The organism is Citrobacter sp. wls613, assembly GCF_005281195.1.
GTDB lineage: Bacteria > Pseudomonadota > Gammaproteobacteria > Enterobacterales > Enterobacteriaceae > Citrobacter > Citrobacter gillenii.
This window is the reverse complement of sequence record NZ_SZXN01000082.1, coordinates 99,803-117,976: the sequence shown is the minus strand read 5'-3', so window position 1 is coordinate 117,976 and position 18,174 is coordinate 99,803. Positions and strand designations below refer to the sequence as shown.

General features: G+C 53.6%; 19 protein-coding genes. 10 read left to right on the top strand and 9 right to left on the bottom strand.

What is annotated here, in order from left to right:
• Positions 1-7 precede the first annotated feature (7 nt).
• Together secD and secF are read left to right on the top strand one after the other, a co-directional pair.
• Positions 8-1,855, top strand: a complete 1,848-nt coding sequence (secD, locus tag FDX01_RS21250; RefSeq protein ID WP_096758092.1) for a protein translocase subunit SecD — start codon at positions 8-10, stop codon at positions 1,853-1,855.
• A 10-nt stretch (positions 1,856-1,865) separates the two neighbouring features.
• Positions 1,866-2,837 (top strand): protein translocase subunit SecF, encoded by a 972-nt coding sequence (gene secF / locus FDX01_RS21245; RefSeq protein ID WP_096758091.1) that lies wholly within the window; start codon positions 1,866-1,868, stop codon positions 2,835-2,837.
• A 177-nt stretch (positions 2,838-3,014) separates the two neighbouring features.
• Here the strand turns inward: secF and FDX01_RS21240 are convergent, their stop codons facing one another.
• Both FDX01_RS21240 and FDX01_RS21235 read right to left on the bottom strand, forming a co-directional pair.
• Positions 3,015-3,893, bottom strand: a complete 879-nt coding sequence (locus FDX01_RS21240; RefSeq protein WP_115259246.1) for a nucleoside-specific channel-forming protein Tsx — start codon at positions 3,891-3,893, stop codon at positions 3,015-3,017.
• A gap of 298 nt (positions 3,894-4,191) precedes the next feature.
• Complete coding sequence (locus FDX01_RS21235) at positions 4,192-4,731, bottom strand: DUF3251 domain-containing protein (protein WP_117342111.1); 540 nt, start codon at positions 4,729-4,731, stop codon at positions 4,192-4,194.
• A gap of 154 nt (positions 4,732-4,885) precedes the next feature.
• Between FDX01_RS21235 and nrdR the strand changes: the two genes are divergently transcribed.
• From nrdR to pgpA, 6 genes are all read left to right on the top strand, one after another.
• Entirely contained in the window at positions 4,886-5,335 is a 450-nt protein-coding gene (gene nrdR / locus FDX01_RS21230) for a transcriptional regulator NrdR (RefSeq protein ID WP_096758088.1), read from the top strand.
• A 3-nt stretch (positions 5,336-5,338) separates the two neighbouring features.
• A complete protein-coding gene (gene ribD, locus FDX01_RS21225; RefSeq protein WP_096758087.1) occupies positions 5,339-6,442 on the top strand; it encodes a bifunctional diaminohydroxyphosphoribosylaminopyrimidine deaminase/5-amino-6-(5-phosphoribosylamino)uracil reductase RibD in 1,104 nt (367 codons plus the stop codon).
• Between the two features lie 86 nt (positions 6,443-6,528).
• A complete protein-coding gene (gene ribE, locus FDX01_RS21220) occupies positions 6,529-6,999 on the top strand; it encodes a 6,7-dimethyl-8-ribityllumazine synthase (protein WP_003021575.1) in 471 nt (156 codons plus the stop codon).
• Between the two features lie 19 nt (positions 7,000-7,018).
• Complete coding sequence (nusB, locus tag FDX01_RS21215; RefSeq protein WP_096758086.1) at positions 7,019-7,438, top strand: transcription antitermination factor NusB; 420 nt, start codon at positions 7,019-7,021, stop codon at positions 7,436-7,438.
• A 76-nt stretch (positions 7,439-7,514) separates the two neighbouring features.
• The gene (gene thiL / locus FDX01_RS21210) at positions 7,515-8,492 is read left to right on the top strand and encodes a thiamine-phosphate kinase (protein WP_137400414.1); all 978 of its coding nucleotides are present in this window, start codon (positions 7,515-7,517) and stop codon (positions 8,490-8,492) included.
• Entirely contained in the window at positions 8,470-8,988 is a 519-nt protein-coding gene (gene pgpA / locus FDX01_RS21205) for a phosphatidylglycerophosphatase A (protein ID WP_096758084.1), read from the top strand. The genes thiL and pgpA overlap by 23 nt, the downstream gene beginning before the upstream one ends.
• A gap of 58 nt (positions 8,989-9,046) precedes the next feature.
• Here pgpA and FDX01_RS21200 read toward each other — a convergent pair whose 3' ends face one another.
• From FDX01_RS21200 to xseB, 4 genes are read right to left on the bottom strand one after another with little or no spacing between them, the layout of a single operon-like run.
• On the bottom strand, positions 9,047-10,021 hold the full coding sequence (locus tag FDX01_RS21200; protein WP_137362731.1) for an aldo/keto reductase: 975 nt from the start codon (positions 10,019-10,021) through the stop codon (positions 9,047-9,049).
• 55 nt (positions 10,022-10,076) lie between these two features.
• On the bottom strand, positions 10,077-11,939 hold the full coding sequence (gene dxs, locus FDX01_RS21195) for a 1-deoxy-D-xylulose-5-phosphate synthase (RefSeq protein ID WP_115259241.1): 1,863 nt from the start codon (positions 11,937-11,939) through the stop codon (positions 10,077-10,079).
• Positions 11,940-11,963: 24 nt separating this feature from the next.
• Positions 11,964-12,863, bottom strand: coding sequence for a (2E,6E)-farnesyl diphosphate synthase (ispA, locus tag FDX01_RS21190; protein WP_137400413.1), 900 nt, complete (start codon positions 12,861-12,863; stop codon positions 11,964-11,966).
• On the bottom strand, positions 12,864-13,106 hold the full coding sequence (gene xseB / locus FDX01_RS21185; protein ID WP_096759458.1) for an exodeoxyribonuclease VII small subunit: 243 nt from the start codon (positions 13,104-13,106) through the stop codon (positions 12,864-12,866).
• Positions 13,107-13,300: 194 nt separating this feature from the next.
• Between xseB and thiI the strand changes: the two genes are divergently transcribed.
• Positions 13,301-14,749 carry a tRNA uracil 4-sulfurtransferase ThiI gene (gene thiI, locus FDX01_RS21180; RefSeq protein ID WP_135912466.1) on the top strand — a complete coding sequence of 483 codons (1,449 nt, stop codon included), beginning with the start codon at positions 13,301-13,303 and terminating at the stop codon, positions 14,747-14,749.
• A gap of 100 nt (positions 14,750-14,849) precedes the next feature.
• Here thiI and FDX01_RS21170 read toward each other — a convergent pair whose 3' ends face one another.
• Genes FDX01_RS21170 through panE form a run of 3 tightly spaced genes read right to left on the bottom strand, consistent with a single transcriptional unit; the run spans position 14,850 to position 17,429 of the window.
• Entirely contained in the window at positions 14,850-15,932 is a 1,083-nt protein-coding gene (locus FDX01_RS21170; protein WP_137400412.1) for a hypothetical protein, read from the bottom strand.
• Positions 15,933-15,964: 32 nt separating this feature from the next.
• Positions 15,965-16,555, bottom strand: a complete 591-nt coding sequence (yajL, locus tag FDX01_RS21165) for a protein deglycase YajL (protein WP_096758078.1) — start codon at positions 16,553-16,555, stop codon at positions 15,965-15,967.
• Positions 16,518-17,429, bottom strand: a complete 912-nt coding sequence (gene panE / locus FDX01_RS21160; protein WP_137400411.1) for a 2-dehydropantoate 2-reductase — start codon at positions 17,427-17,429, stop codon at positions 16,518-16,520. Before panE ends, yajL begins: the two co-directional genes overlap by 38 nt.
• 174 nt (positions 17,430-17,603) lie before the next feature.
• Here panE and FDX01_RS21155 point away from each other — a divergent pair, with 174 nt between their 5' ends.
• Positions 17,604-18,095 (top strand): YajQ family cyclic di-GMP-binding protein, encoded by a 492-nt coding sequence (locus tag FDX01_RS21155; RefSeq protein ID WP_096758076.1) that lies wholly within the window; start codon positions 17,604-17,606, stop codon positions 18,093-18,095.
• The last annotated feature ends 79 nt before the right edge of the window (positions 18,096-18,174 follow it).

Sequence of the window (18,174 nt, the reverse complement as noted above, 5' to 3'; positions counted from 1 at the left end):
AACTGCCGTGTTAAACCGTTATCCTTTGTGGAAGTACATCATGCTGGTCGTCGTGATTATCGTCGGCCTGCTTTACGCACTTCCCAACCTGTATGGTGAGGATCCGGCTGTTCAAATCACTGGCGTGCGCGGTGCCGCCGCCAGTGAGCAAACGCTGATCCAGGTCCAGAAAACGTTACAAGAAGAAAAAATCACACCTAAGTCTGTGGCTCTGGAAGAGGGCGCTATTCTTGCGCGCTTCGACTCCACCGATACCCAATTGCGCGCACGTGAAGTGCTGCTGGGCGTGCTGGGTGATCAATACGTCGTGGCGCTTAACCTTGCTCCGGCAACCCCTCGCTGGCTGGCTGCTATTCACGCGGAACCGATGAAACTCGGTCTTGATCTGCGTGGTGGCGTTCACTTCCTGATGGAAGTGGATATGGACACCGCGCTGGGTAAACTGCAGGAACAAAATATCGATAGCCTGCGCAGCGATCTGCGTGAAAAAGGCATTCCTTATACTACCGTTCGTAAAGAAGATAACTACGGTCTGAGCATCACCTTCCGTGATGGCAAGGCGCGTGACGACGCGATCTCTTATCTGAGCAAGCGTCATCAGGATCTGGTTATTTCCAGCCAGGGCAGCAATGCGCTGCGTGCAGTGATGACCGATGCACGTCTGAGTGAAGCCCGTGAGTACGCGGTACAGCAGAACATCAATATTCTGCGTAATCGTGTTAACCAACTGGGTGTCGCTGAGCCGGTTGTTCAACGCCAGGGCGCCGACCGCATCGTGGTCGAACTGCCGGGTATTCAGGACACCGCGCGTGCGAAAGAGATTCTGGGCGCAACGGCGACGCTGGAGTTCCGTCTGGTAAACACCAACGTGGACCAGTCTGCGGCGGCATCCGGGCGCGTACCGGGTGACTCGGAAGTGAAACAGTCTCGTGAAGGACAGCCGGTTGTGCTGTATAAACGCGTGATCCTGACCGGTGACCATATCACCGATTCCACTTCCAGCCAGGACGAATACAATCAGCCGCAGGTTAACATCTCGCTGGATAGCGCGGGTGGTAACATCATGTCTAACTTCACCAAGGATAACATCGGTAAGCCGATGGCGACCCTGTTCGTGGAGTATAAAGACAGCGGTAAAAAAGATGCGAATGGCCGTTCAGTGCTGGTGAAACAGGAAGAGGTGATTAACATCGCCAACATCCAGTCTCGCTTGGGCAACAGCTTCCGTATCACCGGTATCAACAACCCGAATGAAGCGCGTCAGCTTTCACTGCTGCTACGTGCCGGTGCGTTGATTGCGCCGATTCAGATTGTTGAAGAACGCACCATCGGCCCGACTCTGGGTATGCAGAACATCAAGCAGGGTCTGGAAGCGTGTCTGGCTGGTCTGGCTGTTTCTATTCTGTTTATGATCTTCTTCTACAAGAAGTTTGGTTTGATTGCGACCAGCGCACTGATTGCGAACCTGGTACTGATTGTCGGTATCATGTCGCTGCTGCCGGGCGCTACGCTAAGTATGCCGGGTATCGCGGGGATCGTCTTAACCCTTGCCGTAGCGGTCGATGCGAACGTACTGATCAACGAACGTATCAAAGAAGAGTTGAGTAACGGACGTTCGATTCAGCAGGCGATCAACGAAGGTTATGCGGGCGCATTCAGTTCCATCTTCGATGCGAACATCACGACGCTGATTAAAGTTCTGATCCTGTATGCAGTCGGTACCGGGGCAATTAAAGGGTTCGCGATTACTACCGGTATTGGTGTGGCGACGTCGATGTTTACCGCGATCGTCGGGACACGTGCCATCGTAAACCTGTTGTATGGCGGCAAGCGCGTCAAAAAGCTGTCAATCTGAGGAGTGCGAAGTGGCACAGGAATATACTGTTGAACAATTGAACCACGGCCGTAAAGTCATCGACTTTATGCGCTGGGACTACTGGGCTTTCGGCATCTCTGGTTTCCTGCTGATTGCGGCCATCGTGGTGATGGGCGTACGTGGCTTTAACTGGGGGCTCGATTTCACCGGTGGTACGGTAATTGAAATCACGCTGGAAAAACCGGCGGAAATGGACGTGATGCGCGATGCGCTGGAGAAAGCGGGCTTCGTTGAGCCGCTGCTGCAGAACTTCGGTAGCAGCCACGACATTATGGTACGTATGCCGCCAACCGAAGGTGAAAACGGTGGGCAAGTGCTGGGTAGCAAGGTGCTGAGCGTCATTAACGAAGCCACCAACCAGCATGCAGCGGTGAAGCGTATCGAATTCGTCGGGCCTAGCGTCGGTGCCGATCTGGCACAAAACGGTGCGATGGCGCTGATCGTGGCGCTGATCTCCATCCTCGTGTACGTCGGTTTCCGCTTTGAGTGGCGACTGGCGGCGGGCGTGGTTATCTCGCTGGCGCACGACGTGATCATCACGCTTGGGATCCTGTCGTTGTTCCATATCGAGATTGACCTGACTATCGTCGCATCGTTGATGTCGGTTATCGGTTACTCGCTGAACGACAGCATCGTGGTTTCTGACCGTATTCGTGAGAACTTCCGCAAAATCCGTCGCGGGACGCCTTATGAAATCTTTAACGTGTCGTTGACCCAAACGCTGCACCGTACGTTGATTACCTCCGGTACAACGTTAGTGGTTATTCTGATGCTGTACCTCTTTGGTGGTCCGGTACTGGAAGGCTTCTCGCTGACTATGCTTATCGGTGTGTCCATCGGTACCGCGTCGTCTATCTACGTGGCATCGGCGCTGGCGCTGAAGCTGGGTATGAAGCGTGAGCACATGCTGCAGCAGAAAGTTGAGAAAGAAGGGGCGGATCAGCCGTCTATTCTGCCTTAACCGACGCAGGGCGTTACATTAGAATCCCGATCGCAAGGTCGGGATTTTTTTTGCCTGAAGAAAGCCTACAAATTGTCTATGGGTTTTCTTTAGACAAAAAAAAACCAGCAATTAAGCTGGCTTTTGTATACCTGGGCCGGATAAGCATAGCGCCATCCGGCGACAACCAACCTCAATTTAGAAGTTGTAACCTACAACAAAGTAACCACCCCAACCGGTAGAACGAACGTTTTCGTTCATAAAGACCACGTCCGCGTTATCTTTCCACTGGCCGCCGTTATGCCAGTAACGGGCAACAACAGAATAGTGCCAATGATCGTAGTTCAGCGCCAGAATGTGGCTGGAGGCGATCGAATCGTTGGTACGTGCTTTCTTGCCATTTACATCGGTGAAGTCTTTGTCACCGAGATCGGAGCCCCAGTCAAAGTTGGTGAAGCCGATATAGCTCAGGTTACCGCCCCACAGTTCGGTAATCGGGACAAAGTATTTCACTTTGAAACGGTAGCCATCCCATTCGTTTTCGTTCGCGGCACCGTAGTTCTGCCACTGGTACTTGGCGTACACGTTCATGGACAGGCTCATCGGCAGGCCGGTGTCGATATCAGTACCCAGACCCATATACCAGGTGCTCTGGCGACCATCTTTGTTACGACCCATATCGTAGATATAGTTGTTCGCGAAATACCACTCTTTGAACGGACCAAAGCTCAGATCGGCACCGGTCAATTTGTCGATGGAGAAACGTGGTTCGATTTCCATAAACAGCGGGGAGCCGTGGTTCCAGATACCCTTCGCATCGGTGTTACCACCGAAGAATACCGGCGCATCCATATAACCATAGAAGTCAAACCAGTCTTTTTTAGCGAAAGCTTCATATTCCAGGTAGGTATCGTTACGGATCTGCGGTCCGAAACGGGTGTGGTAGCTGCCGACAACGTTAACGCTCTGGTGCCACCAGTCGGACAGGTATTCCGGTTTGTTGTTTTCTGCTGCATTAGCAGTGAAAGACGAGGAGAGCGCCAGCACTGCACCGGCTGCAAGTAATGTTTTTTTCATATGTATGCCACTGTTTGAAATCCCTTTCGGGAGTGAAAAAGGCGCAATTTGCGTTTCTAAATATTTCGTAATTCTTCGGAGCCTATTATAAAAATCATTGTTCACAAAAATATGTCTTGTTTCACAGTTCTATCATTTACGTAATCGATTGCGTTCACGTTTGCGTACTTTAGGCGGCGAATTGTACTGACTCCCATGAATGTTGCCAAGTTTTACTAAAAATATCGGTGATGTCAGCGGAGTAACAAAATGACGGGGATGGGTGTTGCGGAACGCACAAAACGCTCCGCAAAAAAGTTTATTGGGTCACAGGCTGGATGTCATGGATGCGTACAAAGCCGAGTTGGTCAAGTGACAGGCCATTGAGCTGCAGCGGAATGTCTACGTCACTGGGGGCAAGAAGGCTTGCCGGAGCGTTGATCAATTCATTCTTAACGTTCACTTCCTGATAGTTGTCCGTGGTGCCCTGGATTTGCCCGTACTCTACGGTGGCGCTAAATGCCGGTAACGGTGTGTTGGATTCTCCCTGAATGCGCAGCGTCAGGCGCGTACCGTCCGCATTCGGTGCAATATTGACCAGTGACATGCGGAGCGTACCAATCTGGCTGTTCAGGCGGGCGGGGGTTTTCGAACCCGGTAATAAATAGACGCCGCGGGTGGATTTCGCATTCAACATATTTTGTTGCGTTATTTTTACCGTTTCCTGATTGAGCTGGGTCATCTCTTTGCTCAAGGTACTTACGCTTTGATGCATCTGTCGTACTTCAGCTTGCTGTGCGCAGGCATTAAGACTAAAGAGGCTTCCCACCAGGAGAATTCTTAGGTAACGTCTTGTCATTATGATTACTTCCTACATTGTCGCGATAGCATAATGGTAGTGTGCTCAGAGCACGAAGGCATCGATCCTTTGTCTCAAAAGCGCTCTGCCTTTGTTGTCGCGCCAGTTCAGGGTAAAATAGATCTCTATGAACCACTGAGGTACAGGACGCCGTATGCATTGCCCATTCTGTTTCGCCGTAGACACTAAGGTAATTGACTCTCGTCTTGTCGGCGAGGGCTCTTCAGTACGCCGCCGTCGGCAGTGTCTGGTCTGTAACGAACGTTTTACCACTTTTGAAGTGGCAGAACTGGTTATGCCACGCGTTGTAAAAAGCAACGACGTGCGCGAGCCTTTTAATGAAGAGAAGCTGCGCAGCGGCATGCTGAGAGCGCTTGAGAAACGGCCGGTCAGCGCAGATGACGTCGAAATGGCGTTAAACCATATAAAATCACAGCTGCGTGGGACGGGCGAGCGCGAGGTGCCGAGTAAAATGATCGGTAATCTGGTGATGGAGCAACTGAAAAAGCTCGATAAAGTGGCCTACATCCGTTTTGCTTCGGTTTACCGGAGCTTTGAAGATATCAAAGAATTTGGCGAAGAGATTGCTCGCCTACAGGATTAAGCCATGCAGGATGAGTTGTACATGGCGCGAGCGCTGAAGCTGGCCGCGCGTGGACGTTTCACGACCCACCCTAATCCCAACGTGGGCTGTGTCATTGTTAAAGACGGGGAAATCGTCGGTGAAGGATACCATCACCGCGCGGGCGAACCCCATGCCGAGGTCCATGCGCTGCGTATGGCCGGTGTTAAAGCGCAGGGGGCAACCGCCTACGTCACGCTCGAACCGTGCAGTCATCACGGGCGTACGCCGCCGTGCTGCGATGCGCTGATTGCTGCGGGCGTGACGCGTGTTGTTGCCGCGATGCAGGATCCTAACCCGCAGGTGGCGGGGCGTGGACTTTACCGCTTGCAGCAGGCCGGTATTGATGTCAGCCACGGCATGATGATGAACGACGTCGAACAGCTGAATAAAGGTTTTCTCAAGCGGATGCGCACCGGATTTCCGTATGTTCAGCTTAAGCTCGGCGCATCGCTTGACGGCCGTACGGCGATGGCCAGCGGCGAAAGCCAGTGGATAACATCACCACAGGCACGTCGCGACGTTCAGCGCCTGCGTGCGCAAAGCCATGCTATTTTAACCAGCAGCGCCACGGTGCTGGCTGACGACCCCCAGCTTACCGTCCGTTGGTCGGAGCTTGATGAATCGACCCAGGCGCTGTATCCGCAGGAAAACCTGCGTCAGCCAATCCGCATTGTTCTCGATCGTCAAAACCAGGTCACACCTGAACATCGTATTGTGCAGCAGCCGGGAGAAACCTGGATTGCGCGCAGCAGCGACGATTCGCGTATCTGGCCGGAGAGTGTTCGCACGCTGAATGTGCCGGAGCATAACGGCAATCTGGATCTGGTGGTGTTGATGATGCAACTGGGCAAGCAGCAAATTAACAGCATTTGGGTTGAGGCTGGCCCAACGCTTGCAGGCGCATTATTGCAGGCCGGGGTGGTGGATGAGCTAATCGTCTATGTTGCGCCTAAACTGTTAGGCAGTGACGCGCGAGGATTATGTGTGCTGCCAGGCCTTGAGAAACTGGCCGATGCCCCCCATTTCAAATTCAACGAGATACGCCATGTAGGTCCGGACGTTTGCCTGCATTTAGTGAGCGCATGATCTCCCGGTTCGAAAGGGAAGCAGCGCACAGATTATTATGATAAAATCCGCCCCCCTGCGGGGTCTAGTGAATCCGAAGGAAGAATATGAACATTATTGAAGCTAACGTTGCTACTCCGGACGCTCGCGTCGCCATCACCATTGCGCGTTTCAACAACTTTATCAATGACAGCCTGCTGGAAGGTGCTATCGACGCCCTGAAGCGTATTGGCCAGGTTAAAGATGAAAACATTACCGTCGTTTGGGTTCCAGGCGCGTATGAGCTGCCGCTGGCAGCTGATGCACTGGCGAAAACCGGTAAATATGACGCGGTGATTGCGCTGGGTACAGTTATCCGTGGCGGTACCGCACACTTCGAATATGTGGCTGGCGGTGCAAGCAATGGCCTGGCGCACGTCGCTCAGGACAGCGGTATTCCGGTAGCCTTCGGTGTTCTGACCACCGAAAGTATTGAACAAGCCATCGAACGTGCTGGCACGAAAGCCGGTAATAAAGGCGCAGAAGCTGCACTGACCGCGCTTGAAATGATTAATGTATTGAAAGCCATTAAGGCCTGATTTTTGTAAGGGGAAATCCGTGAAACCTGCTGCTCGTCGCCGCGCCCGTGAGTGTGCCGTCCAGGCGCTCTACTCCTGGCAGTTGTCCCAGAACGACATCTCTGATGTTGAATACCAGTTCTTGGCGGAACAGGACGTGAAAGATGTCGACGTCCTGTATTTTCGTGAACTGCTGTCCGGGGTGGCGACTAACAGCGCGTACCTGGATGGCCTGATGAAGCCTTACCTGTCTCGTCTGCTGGAAGAGCTGGGTCAGGTAGAGAAAGCCGTACTGCGTATTGCACTGTTTGAACTGTCTAAACGTAGTGATGTGCCGTATAAAGTGGCCATCAACGAAGCGATTGAACTGGCGAAAACCTTCGGTGCCGAAGATAGCCACAAGTTCGTCAACGGCGTACTGGATAAAGCAGCACCTGCGATTCGCCCCAACAAAAAGTGATCGCCAGGCCGGCAGGATGGCGGAATCTATTTCCGCTGTCGCCGGCCTTTTCTTTTTTCCTGCTGAGGCATAACGTATGGCATGTGGCGAATTCTCCCTGATTGCCCGTTATTTTGACCGTGTTAGAAGCTCTCGTCTTGACGTCGAAACCGGCATTGGTGACGATTGTGCACTCCTGAACATCCCTGAAAAACAAACGCTGGCGATCAGCACCGACACGCTGGTGGCAGGCAATCACTTCCTTCCCGATATTGATCCAACGGACCTGGCCTGGAAAGCGCTGGCGGTTAATTTAAGCGATCTGGCGGCGATGGGAGCTGACCCGGCATGGCTGACGCTGGCGCTCACGTTACCTGACGTTGATGAATCCTGGCTCGAAGCCTTCAGTGACAGCCTGTTTGAACTCCTTAATTACTATGATATGCAGCTGATTGGCGGTGATACCACGCGTGGGCCACTGTCGATGACGTTGGGTATCCATGGCTACGTCCCGGTCGGGCGAGCCTTAAAACGCTCGGGTGCGAAGCCGGGTGACTGGATTTACGTTACCGGTACGCCGGGCGACAGCGCTGCCGGTTTGGCTATTCTGCAAAACCGATTGCAGGTAACAGATGCCAAAGACGCGGAGTATCTGCTTAAACGTCACCTGCGTCCCACGCCGAGAATTTTACAGGGGCAGGCCCTGCGCGACCTGGCCAGTGCGGCTATCGATCTTTCCGACGGTCTGATTTCCGATCTCGGGCATATCGTTAATGCCAGCGGTTGCGGCGCGCGCGTTAATGTCGATGCGTTACCGTATTCCACGGCATTATCTCAGCACGTTGAGCCGGAGCAGGCGCTGCGCTGGGCGCTCTCAGGTGGTGAAGATTATGAGTTATGCTTTACCGTACCGGAAATAAACCGTGGTGCACTGGACGTCGCGCTGGGGCATCTTGGCGTATCATTTACCTGCATTGGGCAGATGAGTGCGGACGTGGAAGGGATGCACTTTACGCGTGACGGTAAGCCTGTCACGTTTGACTGGAAAGGATATGACCATTTTGCTGCGCCTTAAAAAAGATGTCGCAAAAAGCCGCTTGAGTATGCGTAATCCGTGGCACCTGTTGGCCACCGGATTCGGCAGCGGATTAAGTCCAATTATACCCGGTACCATGGGATCGCTGGCGGCGATCCCATTTTGGTATTTGATGACGTTTCTGCCGTGGCAGCTGTATTCACTGGTCGTCATGCTGGCTATTTGTATCGGTGTCTATCTGTGCCATCAAACGGCGAAAGATATGGGTGTACACGATCACGGCAGTATCGTCTGGGATGAGTTTGTCGGGATGTGGATAACCTTGATGGCTCTGCCGACACTCGACTGGCAGTGGGTCGCCGCCGGATTTGTGATTTTCCGCATTCTGGATATGTGGAAGCCCTGGCCGATCCGCTGGTTCGATCGTAACGTGCATGGCGGTACGGGGATTATGATCGACGATATTGTGGCGGGGATACTTTCCGCAGGGATCCTCTATTTTATCGGGCATCACTGGCCGCTTGGCATTATTTAACCCTTCCCAGGGTTATGTTGTAGGCCCGATAAGCACAGCGCCATCGGGCAATACCAGATTATTTAAATCCCACCACCGGATGCTGTTTGTACGGCATTTCCAGTTCGGCAATCTGTTCCGGTTTTAGCGTTAAATCGACCGCGTTGAGCAACTCATCCAGCTGTTCTTCGCGCGAGGCGCCAATTATGGGCGCAGCGACGCCCGGTTTGCTCAGCAGCCACGCCAGCGCTACCTGCGCGCGCGAAGCGCCGATTTCCTCACTCACCCCGGTTAACCGTTCCGCTATTCTCGCGTCGTTTTCATCACTCTCGCGGTACAGATTTTTTCCGACTTCATCCGACACGACACGCGCGGTCGTTTCTCCCCAGGGGCGCGTCAGACGTCCCCGTGCCAGTGGACTCCACGGGATCACCGCCACACCTTCCTGGTAGCACAGCGGCAGCATGTCGCGTTCTTCTTCACGGTAGATAAGGTTGTAGTGATCCTGCATGCTGACAAACTGTGCCCAGCCGTGTTGTTTCTGCAAGGCCAGCGCCTGCGCAAACTGGGAGGCGTGCATCGAAGAGGCGCCGATATAGCGTGCTTTGCCGGACTTCACCACGTCGTTGAGCGCTTCCAGGGTTTCTTCGATAGGCGTGTTGTAATCCCAGCGGTGAATTTGCAGGATATCGACATAGTCCATGCCAAGGCGAGTCAGGCTGTCGTCGATAGAACGCAGGATTTGCGCCCGGGATAACCCTTCCGCTAAATCATCTACCTGGTGAAATACTTTTGTGGCGACCACCACCTCGTCGCGGCGGGCGAAGTCACGCAGGGCACGACCGACAATTTCTTCACTGCTGCCAGCGGAGTAGCTATTGGCAGTATCAAAAAAGTTAATACCGCCTTCAAGAGCATGTTTGATAATTGGGCGACTGCTTTCTTCCGGCAGCGTCCAGGCGTGGTTGCCGCGATTGGGCTCGCCAAACGTCATGCAGCCCAGACAAAGGCGAGAAACCCGAAGGTCAGTTTTTCCTAAGAGGTTGTATTGCATATTCCGCTCCTGCTTAGCGTGTTAATCATTAAGCATAGCAGGAGCGGGGAGGGGATTATGCCAGCCAGGCCTTGATTTTGGCCTCAATGCCGGCGGCATCAAGACCGAGATCGGCGCGCGCTTCGTCCTGTGTCCCCTGTGGGATGAAGAAGTCAGGCAGACCAATGTTAAGCACCGGAACCGGCTTACGATGCGCCATCAGCACTTCGTTTACGCCGCTGCCCGCGCCGCCCATAATGGCGTTTTCTTCCAGCGTAACCAGCACCTCGTGGCGGGCTGCCATCTCCAGAATCAACGTTTCGTCCAGCGGTTTGACAAAGCGCATATCGACCAACGTGGCGTTTAGCGATTCCGCAACCTGAGCGGCTTCTGGCATCAGGGTGCCGAAGTTAAGGATTGCCACTTTTGTCCCGTGACGCTTCACGATGCCTTTACCAATAGGTAATTTTTCCAGCGGGGTCAGCTCAACACCAACCGCATTACCGCGCGGGTAGCGCACCACGGCCGGGCCGTTAGTGTAGTGATAACCGGTAAACAGCATCTGGCGGCATTCGTTTTCATCGCTCGGGGTCATAATGACCATCTCCGGGATGCAGCGCAGGAAAGAAAGATCGAACGCGCCCTGGTGGGTTTGTCCATCTGCGCCCACGATCCCCGCGCGATCCACGGCGAACAGGACCGGCAGTTTCTGAATGGCGACATCATGCAGCACCTGATCGTAGGCGCGTTGCAGGAAGGTGGAATAAATCGCGACCACCGGCTTATAGCCGCCAATTGCCAGTCCGGCAGCAAAGGTGACCGCGTGCTGCTCGGCAATCGCCACGTCGAAGTAGCGGTCCGGGAATTTACGTGAAAACTCCACCATACCGGAGCCTTCGCGCATGGCCGGGGTAATCGCCATCAGCTTGTTGTCTTTGGCCGCCGTTTCACATAACCAGTCGCCGAAGATTTTGGAGTAGCTCGGCAGGCCGCCGCTGCTTTTCGGCAGACATCCGCTGGACGGATCGAATTTGGGTACCGCATGGAACGTGATTGGGTCTTTTTCCGCAGGCTCATAGCCACGACCTTTTTTGGTCATGATGTGCAGGAACTGCGGGCCTTTCAGGTCGCGCATGTTCTTCAGCGTGGTGATCAGTCCCAGCACGTCGTGACCGTCTACCGGGCCGATGTAGTTAAAGCCCAATTCTTCAAACAGCGTACCCGGCACTACCATGCCTTTAATGTGTTCTTCGGTACGTTTAAGCAGCTCTTTTATCGGCGGCACGCCGGAGAAGACTTTCTTCCCGCCTTCACGCAATGAGGAATACAGTTTGCCGGAGAGCAGTTGTGCCAGGTGGTTGTTCAGCGCGCCGACGTTTTCTGAAATCGACATTTCGTTGTCGTTCAGGATAACCAGCATGTCGGGCTTAATATCGCCCGCGTGGTTCATGGCTTCAAACGCCATGCCGGCAGTGATGGCACCGTCGCCAATCACGCAAACGGTACGGCGCTCTTTGCCTTCTTTCTCGGCGGCAACCGCAATGCCAATACCGGCGCTGATGGAGGTGGAGGAGTGTCCGACGCTTAAAACGTCATACTCGCTCTCGCCACGCCAGGGGAACGGATGCAGGCCACCTTTTTGGCGGATGGTGCCGATTTTATCGCGGCGCCCCGTCAGAATTTTGTGCGGGTACGCCTGATGTCCCACATCCCAGATTAACTGGTCAAACGGGGTGTTGTAGACGTAGTGCAGCGCGACGGTCAGCTCCACCGTGCCCAGACCGGAGGCAAAATGCCCGCTGGAACGGCTCACGCTGTCGAGCAAATAGCGGCGCAGTTCGTCGCAAAGCTTGGGCAGGCTCTCTTTTGGCAACAGGCGTAACTCCTGGGTGGAGTCGACCAGCGCCAGGGTCGGGTATTTGGCTATATCAAAACTCATCGCAAGCTCATCGGATATGTTGGTTTATTTATCACGCTGGATTATGTAGTCCGCTAGCGCTTCCAGTGCCGAGGTATCGAGTGACTGTGCGGCCAGCAGACTGAGCGACTGGCGGGCATCCTCGATTAAATCCCGGGCTTTATTCCGGGCTTGCTCAAGACCCAGAAGTGCAGGATAGGTACTTTTGCCAAGCTGCTGGTCGGCACCCTGACGTTTACCCAATGTTGCAGTATCGCCTACCACATCCAGTATGTCATCCTGAACCTGGAACGCCAGACCGATGCTTTCGGCGTACTTGTCGAGTATCGGCAGGACGTTTCGGCCTTGGTCTCCGGCACTTAATGCCCCCAGACGCACGGCGGCGCGAATCAAGGCCCCGGTTTTATGGCGATGGATTTTCTCCAGCGCCTCCAGCTCAACCTGGAGGCCTTCAGCCGCCAGATCCAGCGCCTGACCGCCGCACATGCCGGCAATACCGCTGGCCTGAGCCAGTTCAGAGATCATGGCGATGCGGTCACGGTCGGCGACCTCCGGCATGGAGGCGTCACTGATAATGGAAAACGCCAGCGTTTGCAGCGCATCACCCGCTAAAATCGCATTCGCCTCGCCAAACTTAACGTGGCAGGTCGGCAGGCCGCGTCGCAGATCGTCGTCGTCCATCGCGGGTAAATCATCGTGCATCAGCGAATAAGCATGGATGCACTCAACCGCCGCGGCGGGAGCGTCGAGCGTACTCAGGCTGACGCCAAACATCTGACCGGTTGCGTATACCAGGAATGGGCGCAGACGTTTACCGCCTAATAATGCGCCATACTGCATGGTCTCGACCACGGGAGTGTTCTGAAAGGGCAATGGCGCGATAAAACGGCTCAGTGCCTGGTTGGCCTGCTCAACGCAAGCCTGTAGCTGCTGCGTAAAATCCATTTACTCATTATCCGGTGTAAAAGGCGTGAGGGCGGCATCTTCCGTCTCAGACAGCAGGATTTGCACGCGCTGTTCAGCCTGTTGCAACTTAACCTGTCCCTGACGCGCCAGCTGTACGCCACGTTCGAATTCGTTCAGCGCCTCTTCCAGCGGCAGGTCGCCGCTTTCCAGACGGGTAACAATCTGTTCCAGCTCGCTCAGCGCTGTTTCAAAGCTGGCGGGCGCTTCATTTTTCTTCGGCATAATGAATGTCTGACTCTCAATATTTTCAGCCCAAGCCATGGTAACGGACTTAGAGCAATTATCAAATAATGCGCAATGTGCACAGGAAGCTCGCGTAGTGGTATACTTCCGCGCCTGGATGCAGCCGCAGGTATGGGCTGCTGTATTATTCCCCAATACAAGCCTTTGATGCTTGCCAAAGAACCATTGCCGCCATGAAGTTTATCATTAAATTGTTCCCAGAAATCACCATCAAAAGCCAATCTGTGCGTTTGCGCTTTATAAAAATTCTGACAGGGAACATCCGTAACGTTTTAAAACACTATGATGAAGACCTTGCTGTCGTCCGCCACTGGGACCATGTTGAGGTTCGCGCCAAAGATGAAACCCAGCGTCTGGATATTCGTGACGCGCTGACCCGCATTCCGGGTATCCACCATATTCTCGAAGTGGAAGACGTGCCGTTTACCGATATGCACGATATCTTCGAGAAAGCGCTGGTGCAGTACCGCGATCAACTGGAAGGCAAAACCTTCTGCGTGCGCGTGAAGCGCCGTGGTAAGCATGAGTTTAGCTCCATTGAAGTGGAACGTTATGTTGGCGGTGGGCTGAATCAACATATTGAATCCGCGCGCGTGAAGCTGACCAAGCCTGATGTGACCGTCAATCTTGAAATCGAAAACGACCGACTGCTGCTGGTGAAAGGTCGCTACGAAGGTATTGGCGGCTATCCGATTGGCACCCAGGAAGACGTACTGTCGCTGATTTCCGGCGGTTTTGACTCTGGCGTTTCCAGCTATATGCTGATGCGTCGCGGCTGCCGCGTGCACTACTGCTTCTTTAACCTCGGTGGTGCGGCGCACGAAATCGGTGTTCGTCAGGTGGCGCATTACCTGTGGAACCGCTTCGGGAGTTCGCATCGCGTACGTTTTGTCGCCATCAACTTTGAACCGGTGGTGGGTGAGATCCTCGAGAAAGTTGACGATGGCCAGATGGGCGTGGTCCTCAAGCGCATGATGGTTCGCGCGGCGTCTAAAGTGGCCGAGCGCTACGGCGTCCAGGCGCTGGTGACCGGTGAAGCGCTTGGGCAGGTATCCAGCCAGACGCTGACTAACCTGCGTTTGATCGACAACGTCTCCGACACGCTGATCCTGCGTCCGCTGATCTCGCACGATAAAGAACACATCATTAATCTGGCGCGTGAAATTGGTACCGAAGACTTTGCTCGAACCATGCCGGAGTACTGCGGTGTGATCTCAAAAAGCCCGACGGTAAAAGCCATTAAAGCGAAGATTGAAGCCGAAGAACAAAACTTCGATTTTGCCATCCTCGATAAAGTGGTGGAAGAAGCCAATAATATCGATATCCGCGATATCGCTCAGCAGACCGAGCAGGCCGTGGTGGAAGTTGAAACCGTGAGCGGTTTTGGCCCCAACGACGTGATTCTGGACATCCGCTCTGTGGATGAACAGGATGATAAGCCGCTGAAAGTGGAAGGCGTGGACGTGGTTTCGCTGCCGTTCTACAAGCTGAGCACCCACTTTGGCGATTTGGACCAGAATAAAACCTGGCTGCTGTGGTGTGAACGCGGTGTGATGAGCCGCCTGCAGGCGCTGTATCTGCGCGAGCAGGGTTTTGCAAACGTGAAGGTGTATCGCCCGTAGTGACTTCTGCCTGATGGCGCTGCGCTTATCAGGCCTACAAACTGTACGTCTTTGTAGGCCTGATAAGGTGTTTACACCGCCATCCGGCAATATCACGATATTATTCAAAACGCACGGGAAGCGTCTTCCCGTTCGACTCCCAGACGCCCTGATAGACACCGTCTTTCAATTCCAGCGTCATCTTCTCTTGCGCCTGTTCTGCGTCAGAGGTCTTCAGTTCATAATGTTGATTGTTGGCGGTGTTGCACTTGCCGGTTAATTCAATCGGTGCGCCAAATTTCTGGTAGAAGTAAGCCCCTTCAAAATAATCACCGTATTTACAGTCCACCTTCAACACGATACGCATGCTTTTTCCCAGCGTGCCGTACATCACCTTGCCATCGATGCCGGGCGCGGGCTCAACCGGTGTTGTACCCTTTGCGCCAGTCAGATACTGGCCGTATGGCGTGAACTGATTATGCAGATCTGCGGTCGGGATTTTTGTTGTGAAATCGCCCAGTTCATCACCCGCGCGGTTGGCGTGGTTGCTACAGCGTCCGTTCAGGAAAGCCAGATGATCTTTTTGCAGGGAGAATTTGTCGATGTAGTACAACCCGTCGGTGTAGGTGGCGCATGAGGCGTAGAAGTCGTCATAGCCCAAATCTTCACCGTCTTCCTCTTTTATTGGCTCCGACTTTTGTGATTTCTGTGCGGCAACAAAGGTATCAATTTGGCTGCGGATATCTTTTCTGATGCGGGTGTTTAATTCGGCCATCGTGGCGCGAGAAAAGAGATCGTTAAGGGTAATTGCCGCGCCATTGGCTAAATCGAAGCTCATCGGCACGTTATACGACTCGCAATAGGCCCCGCAGCCTTCGGCAAACATATTCAGGGTCAGCACGTTGGCGTCGCGATACTCGACCGTGTAGTCAAGGTTGGCGGTGGCATTCATCTCTGATTTCGCAAACTGATTCACTGTCGCCTGCGGGTTATTCCCTGGTAACCGATTGATGAAGCTTGCGAAAATATAATCGTTAATGCGTTTTGCAACCTGCGGGTTATCCGTTGAGGAAAACCATGGCACGCGATACTGCATTTCAGTGCTATTGGGATAACGGTACTCAAGGCTCTTAATTTCAAGCTGGGTTGCGGCGGTGGTGCTGGAAAGGAGCAGTAAAACCACTCCGCTCAGATATCCTTTCATAACGGTTCCTTTTAGAGGGAGTGGCCTAAGTGTTACTCGTAGTAGTTATAAATGCCTGCGGGCATCACCAGTTGTGACGCCACTTCATGAGCCTTTTCGCGACTGACCAGCAGATCAATGATTTTTAAGCCAAAATCAATTGATGTTCCTGGCCCCTGGCTGGTCAGCAGGTTGACGCGCGGATCCCAGACGACGCGTTTGTCCTGCCATTGTTCAGCGGGGATTTTGTCTTTCAGCGCCGGGAAGCCGGTCATATTGCCGATGGGGAAAATGTCATGCGGAACCAGCACGGTGGCGGCTGCGGCACATATAGCTGCCACAATACGCCCGGAGCGATGAAACTGTTTAACGGTTTCAATCAGCAGCGGGCTGTCGCGAAAACATTCTGCGCCTTTAATGCCGCCGGGCAGCACGATAATGTCGTAATCGCCGTCGGCGACTTCAACCAGCGGTGCATCCGCCAGCAACTTGACGCCGCGCGAGCAGACAATCGTCAGGTCGCCATCGCTGGCTACGCTGGCGGTTGTTACCTGGATCCCGCCTCGAACCAGCAGGTCGATAGTGGTGACCGCTTCGGTCTCTTCACTACCAGGGGCGAGACATACCAGTGCTTGAGCGCTCATATTCACTTTCCTTTCGCTTTACCATTTCAAACAGGTGGGCATTTTCCGGGACGGCGATGCCGTGCGCACGCGCGCGTTTCAACAAATAACCGGTAATGTAGTCAATCTCCGTATGGCGCAGAGCACGAATGTCCTGCAGCATGGATGAGATATTTTCTGCCGTACTGTCAATTACTTGCTCAACATAATAGCGTAAATCATCCACGGATGTATGGTGGCCTTCGCGTTCGATAACCGCCGCCACTTCCTCGCATATCTGCGCTATTTTTTCAGGATGCTGGCGTAACTCACCGTTTTGGCAGTTCCACAGCGCGGTGAGTGGGTTAATGACGCAATTGACTGCCAGCTTGCGCCACAGTTCCGCGCGGATGTTGTCGTGCCAGGCAACGTCAGGCAGCACCTGTTGCAGGATCTCAGCCAGATAACTGAAATCGCCATCCTGTTCACGCGCCGGGCCGATGCGCGTTGTTCCTTTCGCCACATGGATTATGACGTTGCCATCACGGCGAGCGGCCTGCGTGGTGGTGCCTATCAACAGTGGTTGCGTAATGCTTTGCAGCTCATCAATGGTGCCCATTCCGTTGTGAATCAACAGAATTGGGGTGGTCTTTGGCAGAATAGTTGCCAGGCTTTTTACCGCATCAGAAACCTGCCAGGCTTTCAGCGTCACCAGTAACAGATCGCTTTTCGCCAAAAAGTCGGGATCGTTTGCCGTCAGGGATTCATTAAAAACTGACCCATCCGTGTCAATCAAATTCACGCTGCAATAAGGTTGTGGCACGCGTAGCCACCCTTGAACCTCATGTCCATGTTTGCATAGCGCGGTAAGCCAAAGCTGCCCTAAGGCTCCGCATCCCAGTACGGTAATTCTCATTCATCCTCCTCACCTGCAACAGCACCAGGTGCTAATCCATATCGTCTGCATCCCATTATTGTTCGCCGCTACCATTGGCACGTACAATTAGGGGATACAGCCTAGTATAGCGCTGTCTGTTGAGTAACTTTGCAGGTATTATGCTTCGCATCAAAAACGAAGGGAGAGGAAAAGATGCCATCTTTCGATATTGTCTCTGAAGTTGATCTTCAGGAAGCGCGTAACGCGGTCGATAACGCGAGCCGCGAAGTGGAGTCACGCTTCGATTTTCGTGGCGTTGAAGCCACTTTTGAGCTGAACGAAGCCAATAAGACCATTAAGGTGCTGAGCGAGTCTGATTTCCAGGTTAATCAGTTGCTGGATATTTTGCGCGCCAAGCTGCTGAAGCGCGGGATTGAAGGGACGTCACTGGACGTACCGGAAACCTTTACGCACAGCGGAAAAACCTGGTTTGTGGAAGCGAAGCTGAAGCAGGGCATTGAAAGCGCGGTACAGAAGAAAATCGTCAAGCTGATTAAAGACAGCAAACTGAAGGTGCAGGCGCAGATTCAGGGCGAAGAAATTCGTGTGACCGGCAAAGCGCGTGACGATCTGCAATCCGTCATGGCGTTGGTGCGTGGCGGCGACCTCGGCCAGCCGTTCCAGTTCAAGAACTTCCGCGACTAAGCCGTTCTGCCTGATGGCGCTACGCTTATCAGGCCTACCGATCGCACACGCTATTTGTAGGCCGGATAAGGCGATAGTC

Excerpts from the sequence above, each read along its gene's own strand:
- FDX01_RS21240 (WP_115259246.1), bottom strand. The coding sequence starts at position 3,893 with ATGAAAAAAACATTACTTGCAGCCGGTGCAGTGCTGGCGCTCTCCTCG.
- FDX01_RS21235 (WP_117342111.1), bottom strand. The coding sequence starts at position 4,731 with ATGACAAGACGTTACCTAAGAATTCTCCTGGTGGGAAGCCTCTTTAGT.
- nrdR (WP_096758088.1), top strand. The coding sequence starts at position 4,886 with ATGCATTGCCCATTCTGTTTCGCCGTAGACACTAAGGTAATTGACTCT.
- ribD (WP_096758087.1), top strand. The coding sequence starts at position 5,339 with ATGCAGGATGAGTTGTACATGGCGCGAGCGCTGAAGCTGGCCGCGCGT.
- ribE (WP_003021575.1), top strand. The coding sequence starts at position 6,529 with ATGAACATTATTGAAGCTAACGTTGCTACTCCGGACGCTCGCGTCGCC.
- thiL (WP_137400414.1), top strand. The coding sequence starts at position 7,515 with ATGGCATGTGGCGAATTCTCCCTGATTGCCCGTTATTTTGACCGTGTT.
- pgpA (WP_096758084.1), top strand. The coding sequence starts at position 8,470 with ATGACCATTTTGCTGCGCCTTAAAAAAGATGTCGCAAAAAGCCGCTTG.
- FDX01_RS21200 (WP_137362731.1), bottom strand. The coding sequence starts at position 10,021 with ATGCAATACAACCTCTTAGGAAAAACTGACCTTCGGGTTTCTCGCCTT.
- dxs (WP_115259241.1), bottom strand. The coding sequence starts at position 11,939 with ATGAGTTTTGATATAGCCAAATACCCGACCCTGGCGCTGGTCGACTCC.
- ispA (WP_137400413.1), bottom strand. The coding sequence starts at position 12,863 with ATGGATTTTACGCAGCAGCTACAGGCTTGCGTTGAGCAGGCCAACCAG.
- xseB (WP_096759458.1), bottom strand. The coding sequence starts at position 13,106 with ATGCCGAAGAAAAATGAAGCGCCCGCCAGCTTTGAAACAGCGCTGAGC.
- thiI (WP_135912466.1), top strand. The coding sequence starts at position 13,301 with ATGAAGTTTATCATTAAATTGTTCCCAGAAATCACCATCAAAAGCCAA.
- FDX01_RS21170 (WP_137400412.1), bottom strand. The coding sequence starts at position 15,932 with ATGAAAGGATATCTGAGCGGAGTGGTTTTACTGCTCCTTTCCAGCACC.
- yajL (WP_096758078.1), bottom strand. The coding sequence starts at position 16,555 with ATGAGCGCTCAAGCACTGGTATGTCTCGCCCCTGGTAGTGAAGAGACC.
- panE (WP_137400411.1), bottom strand. The coding sequence starts at position 17,429 with ATGAGAATTACCGTACTGGGATGCGGAGCCTTAGGGCAGCTTTGGCTT.
- FDX01_RS21155 (WP_096758076.1), top strand. The coding sequence starts at position 17,604 with ATGCCATCTTTCGATATTGTCTCTGAAGTTGATCTTCAGGAAGCGCGT.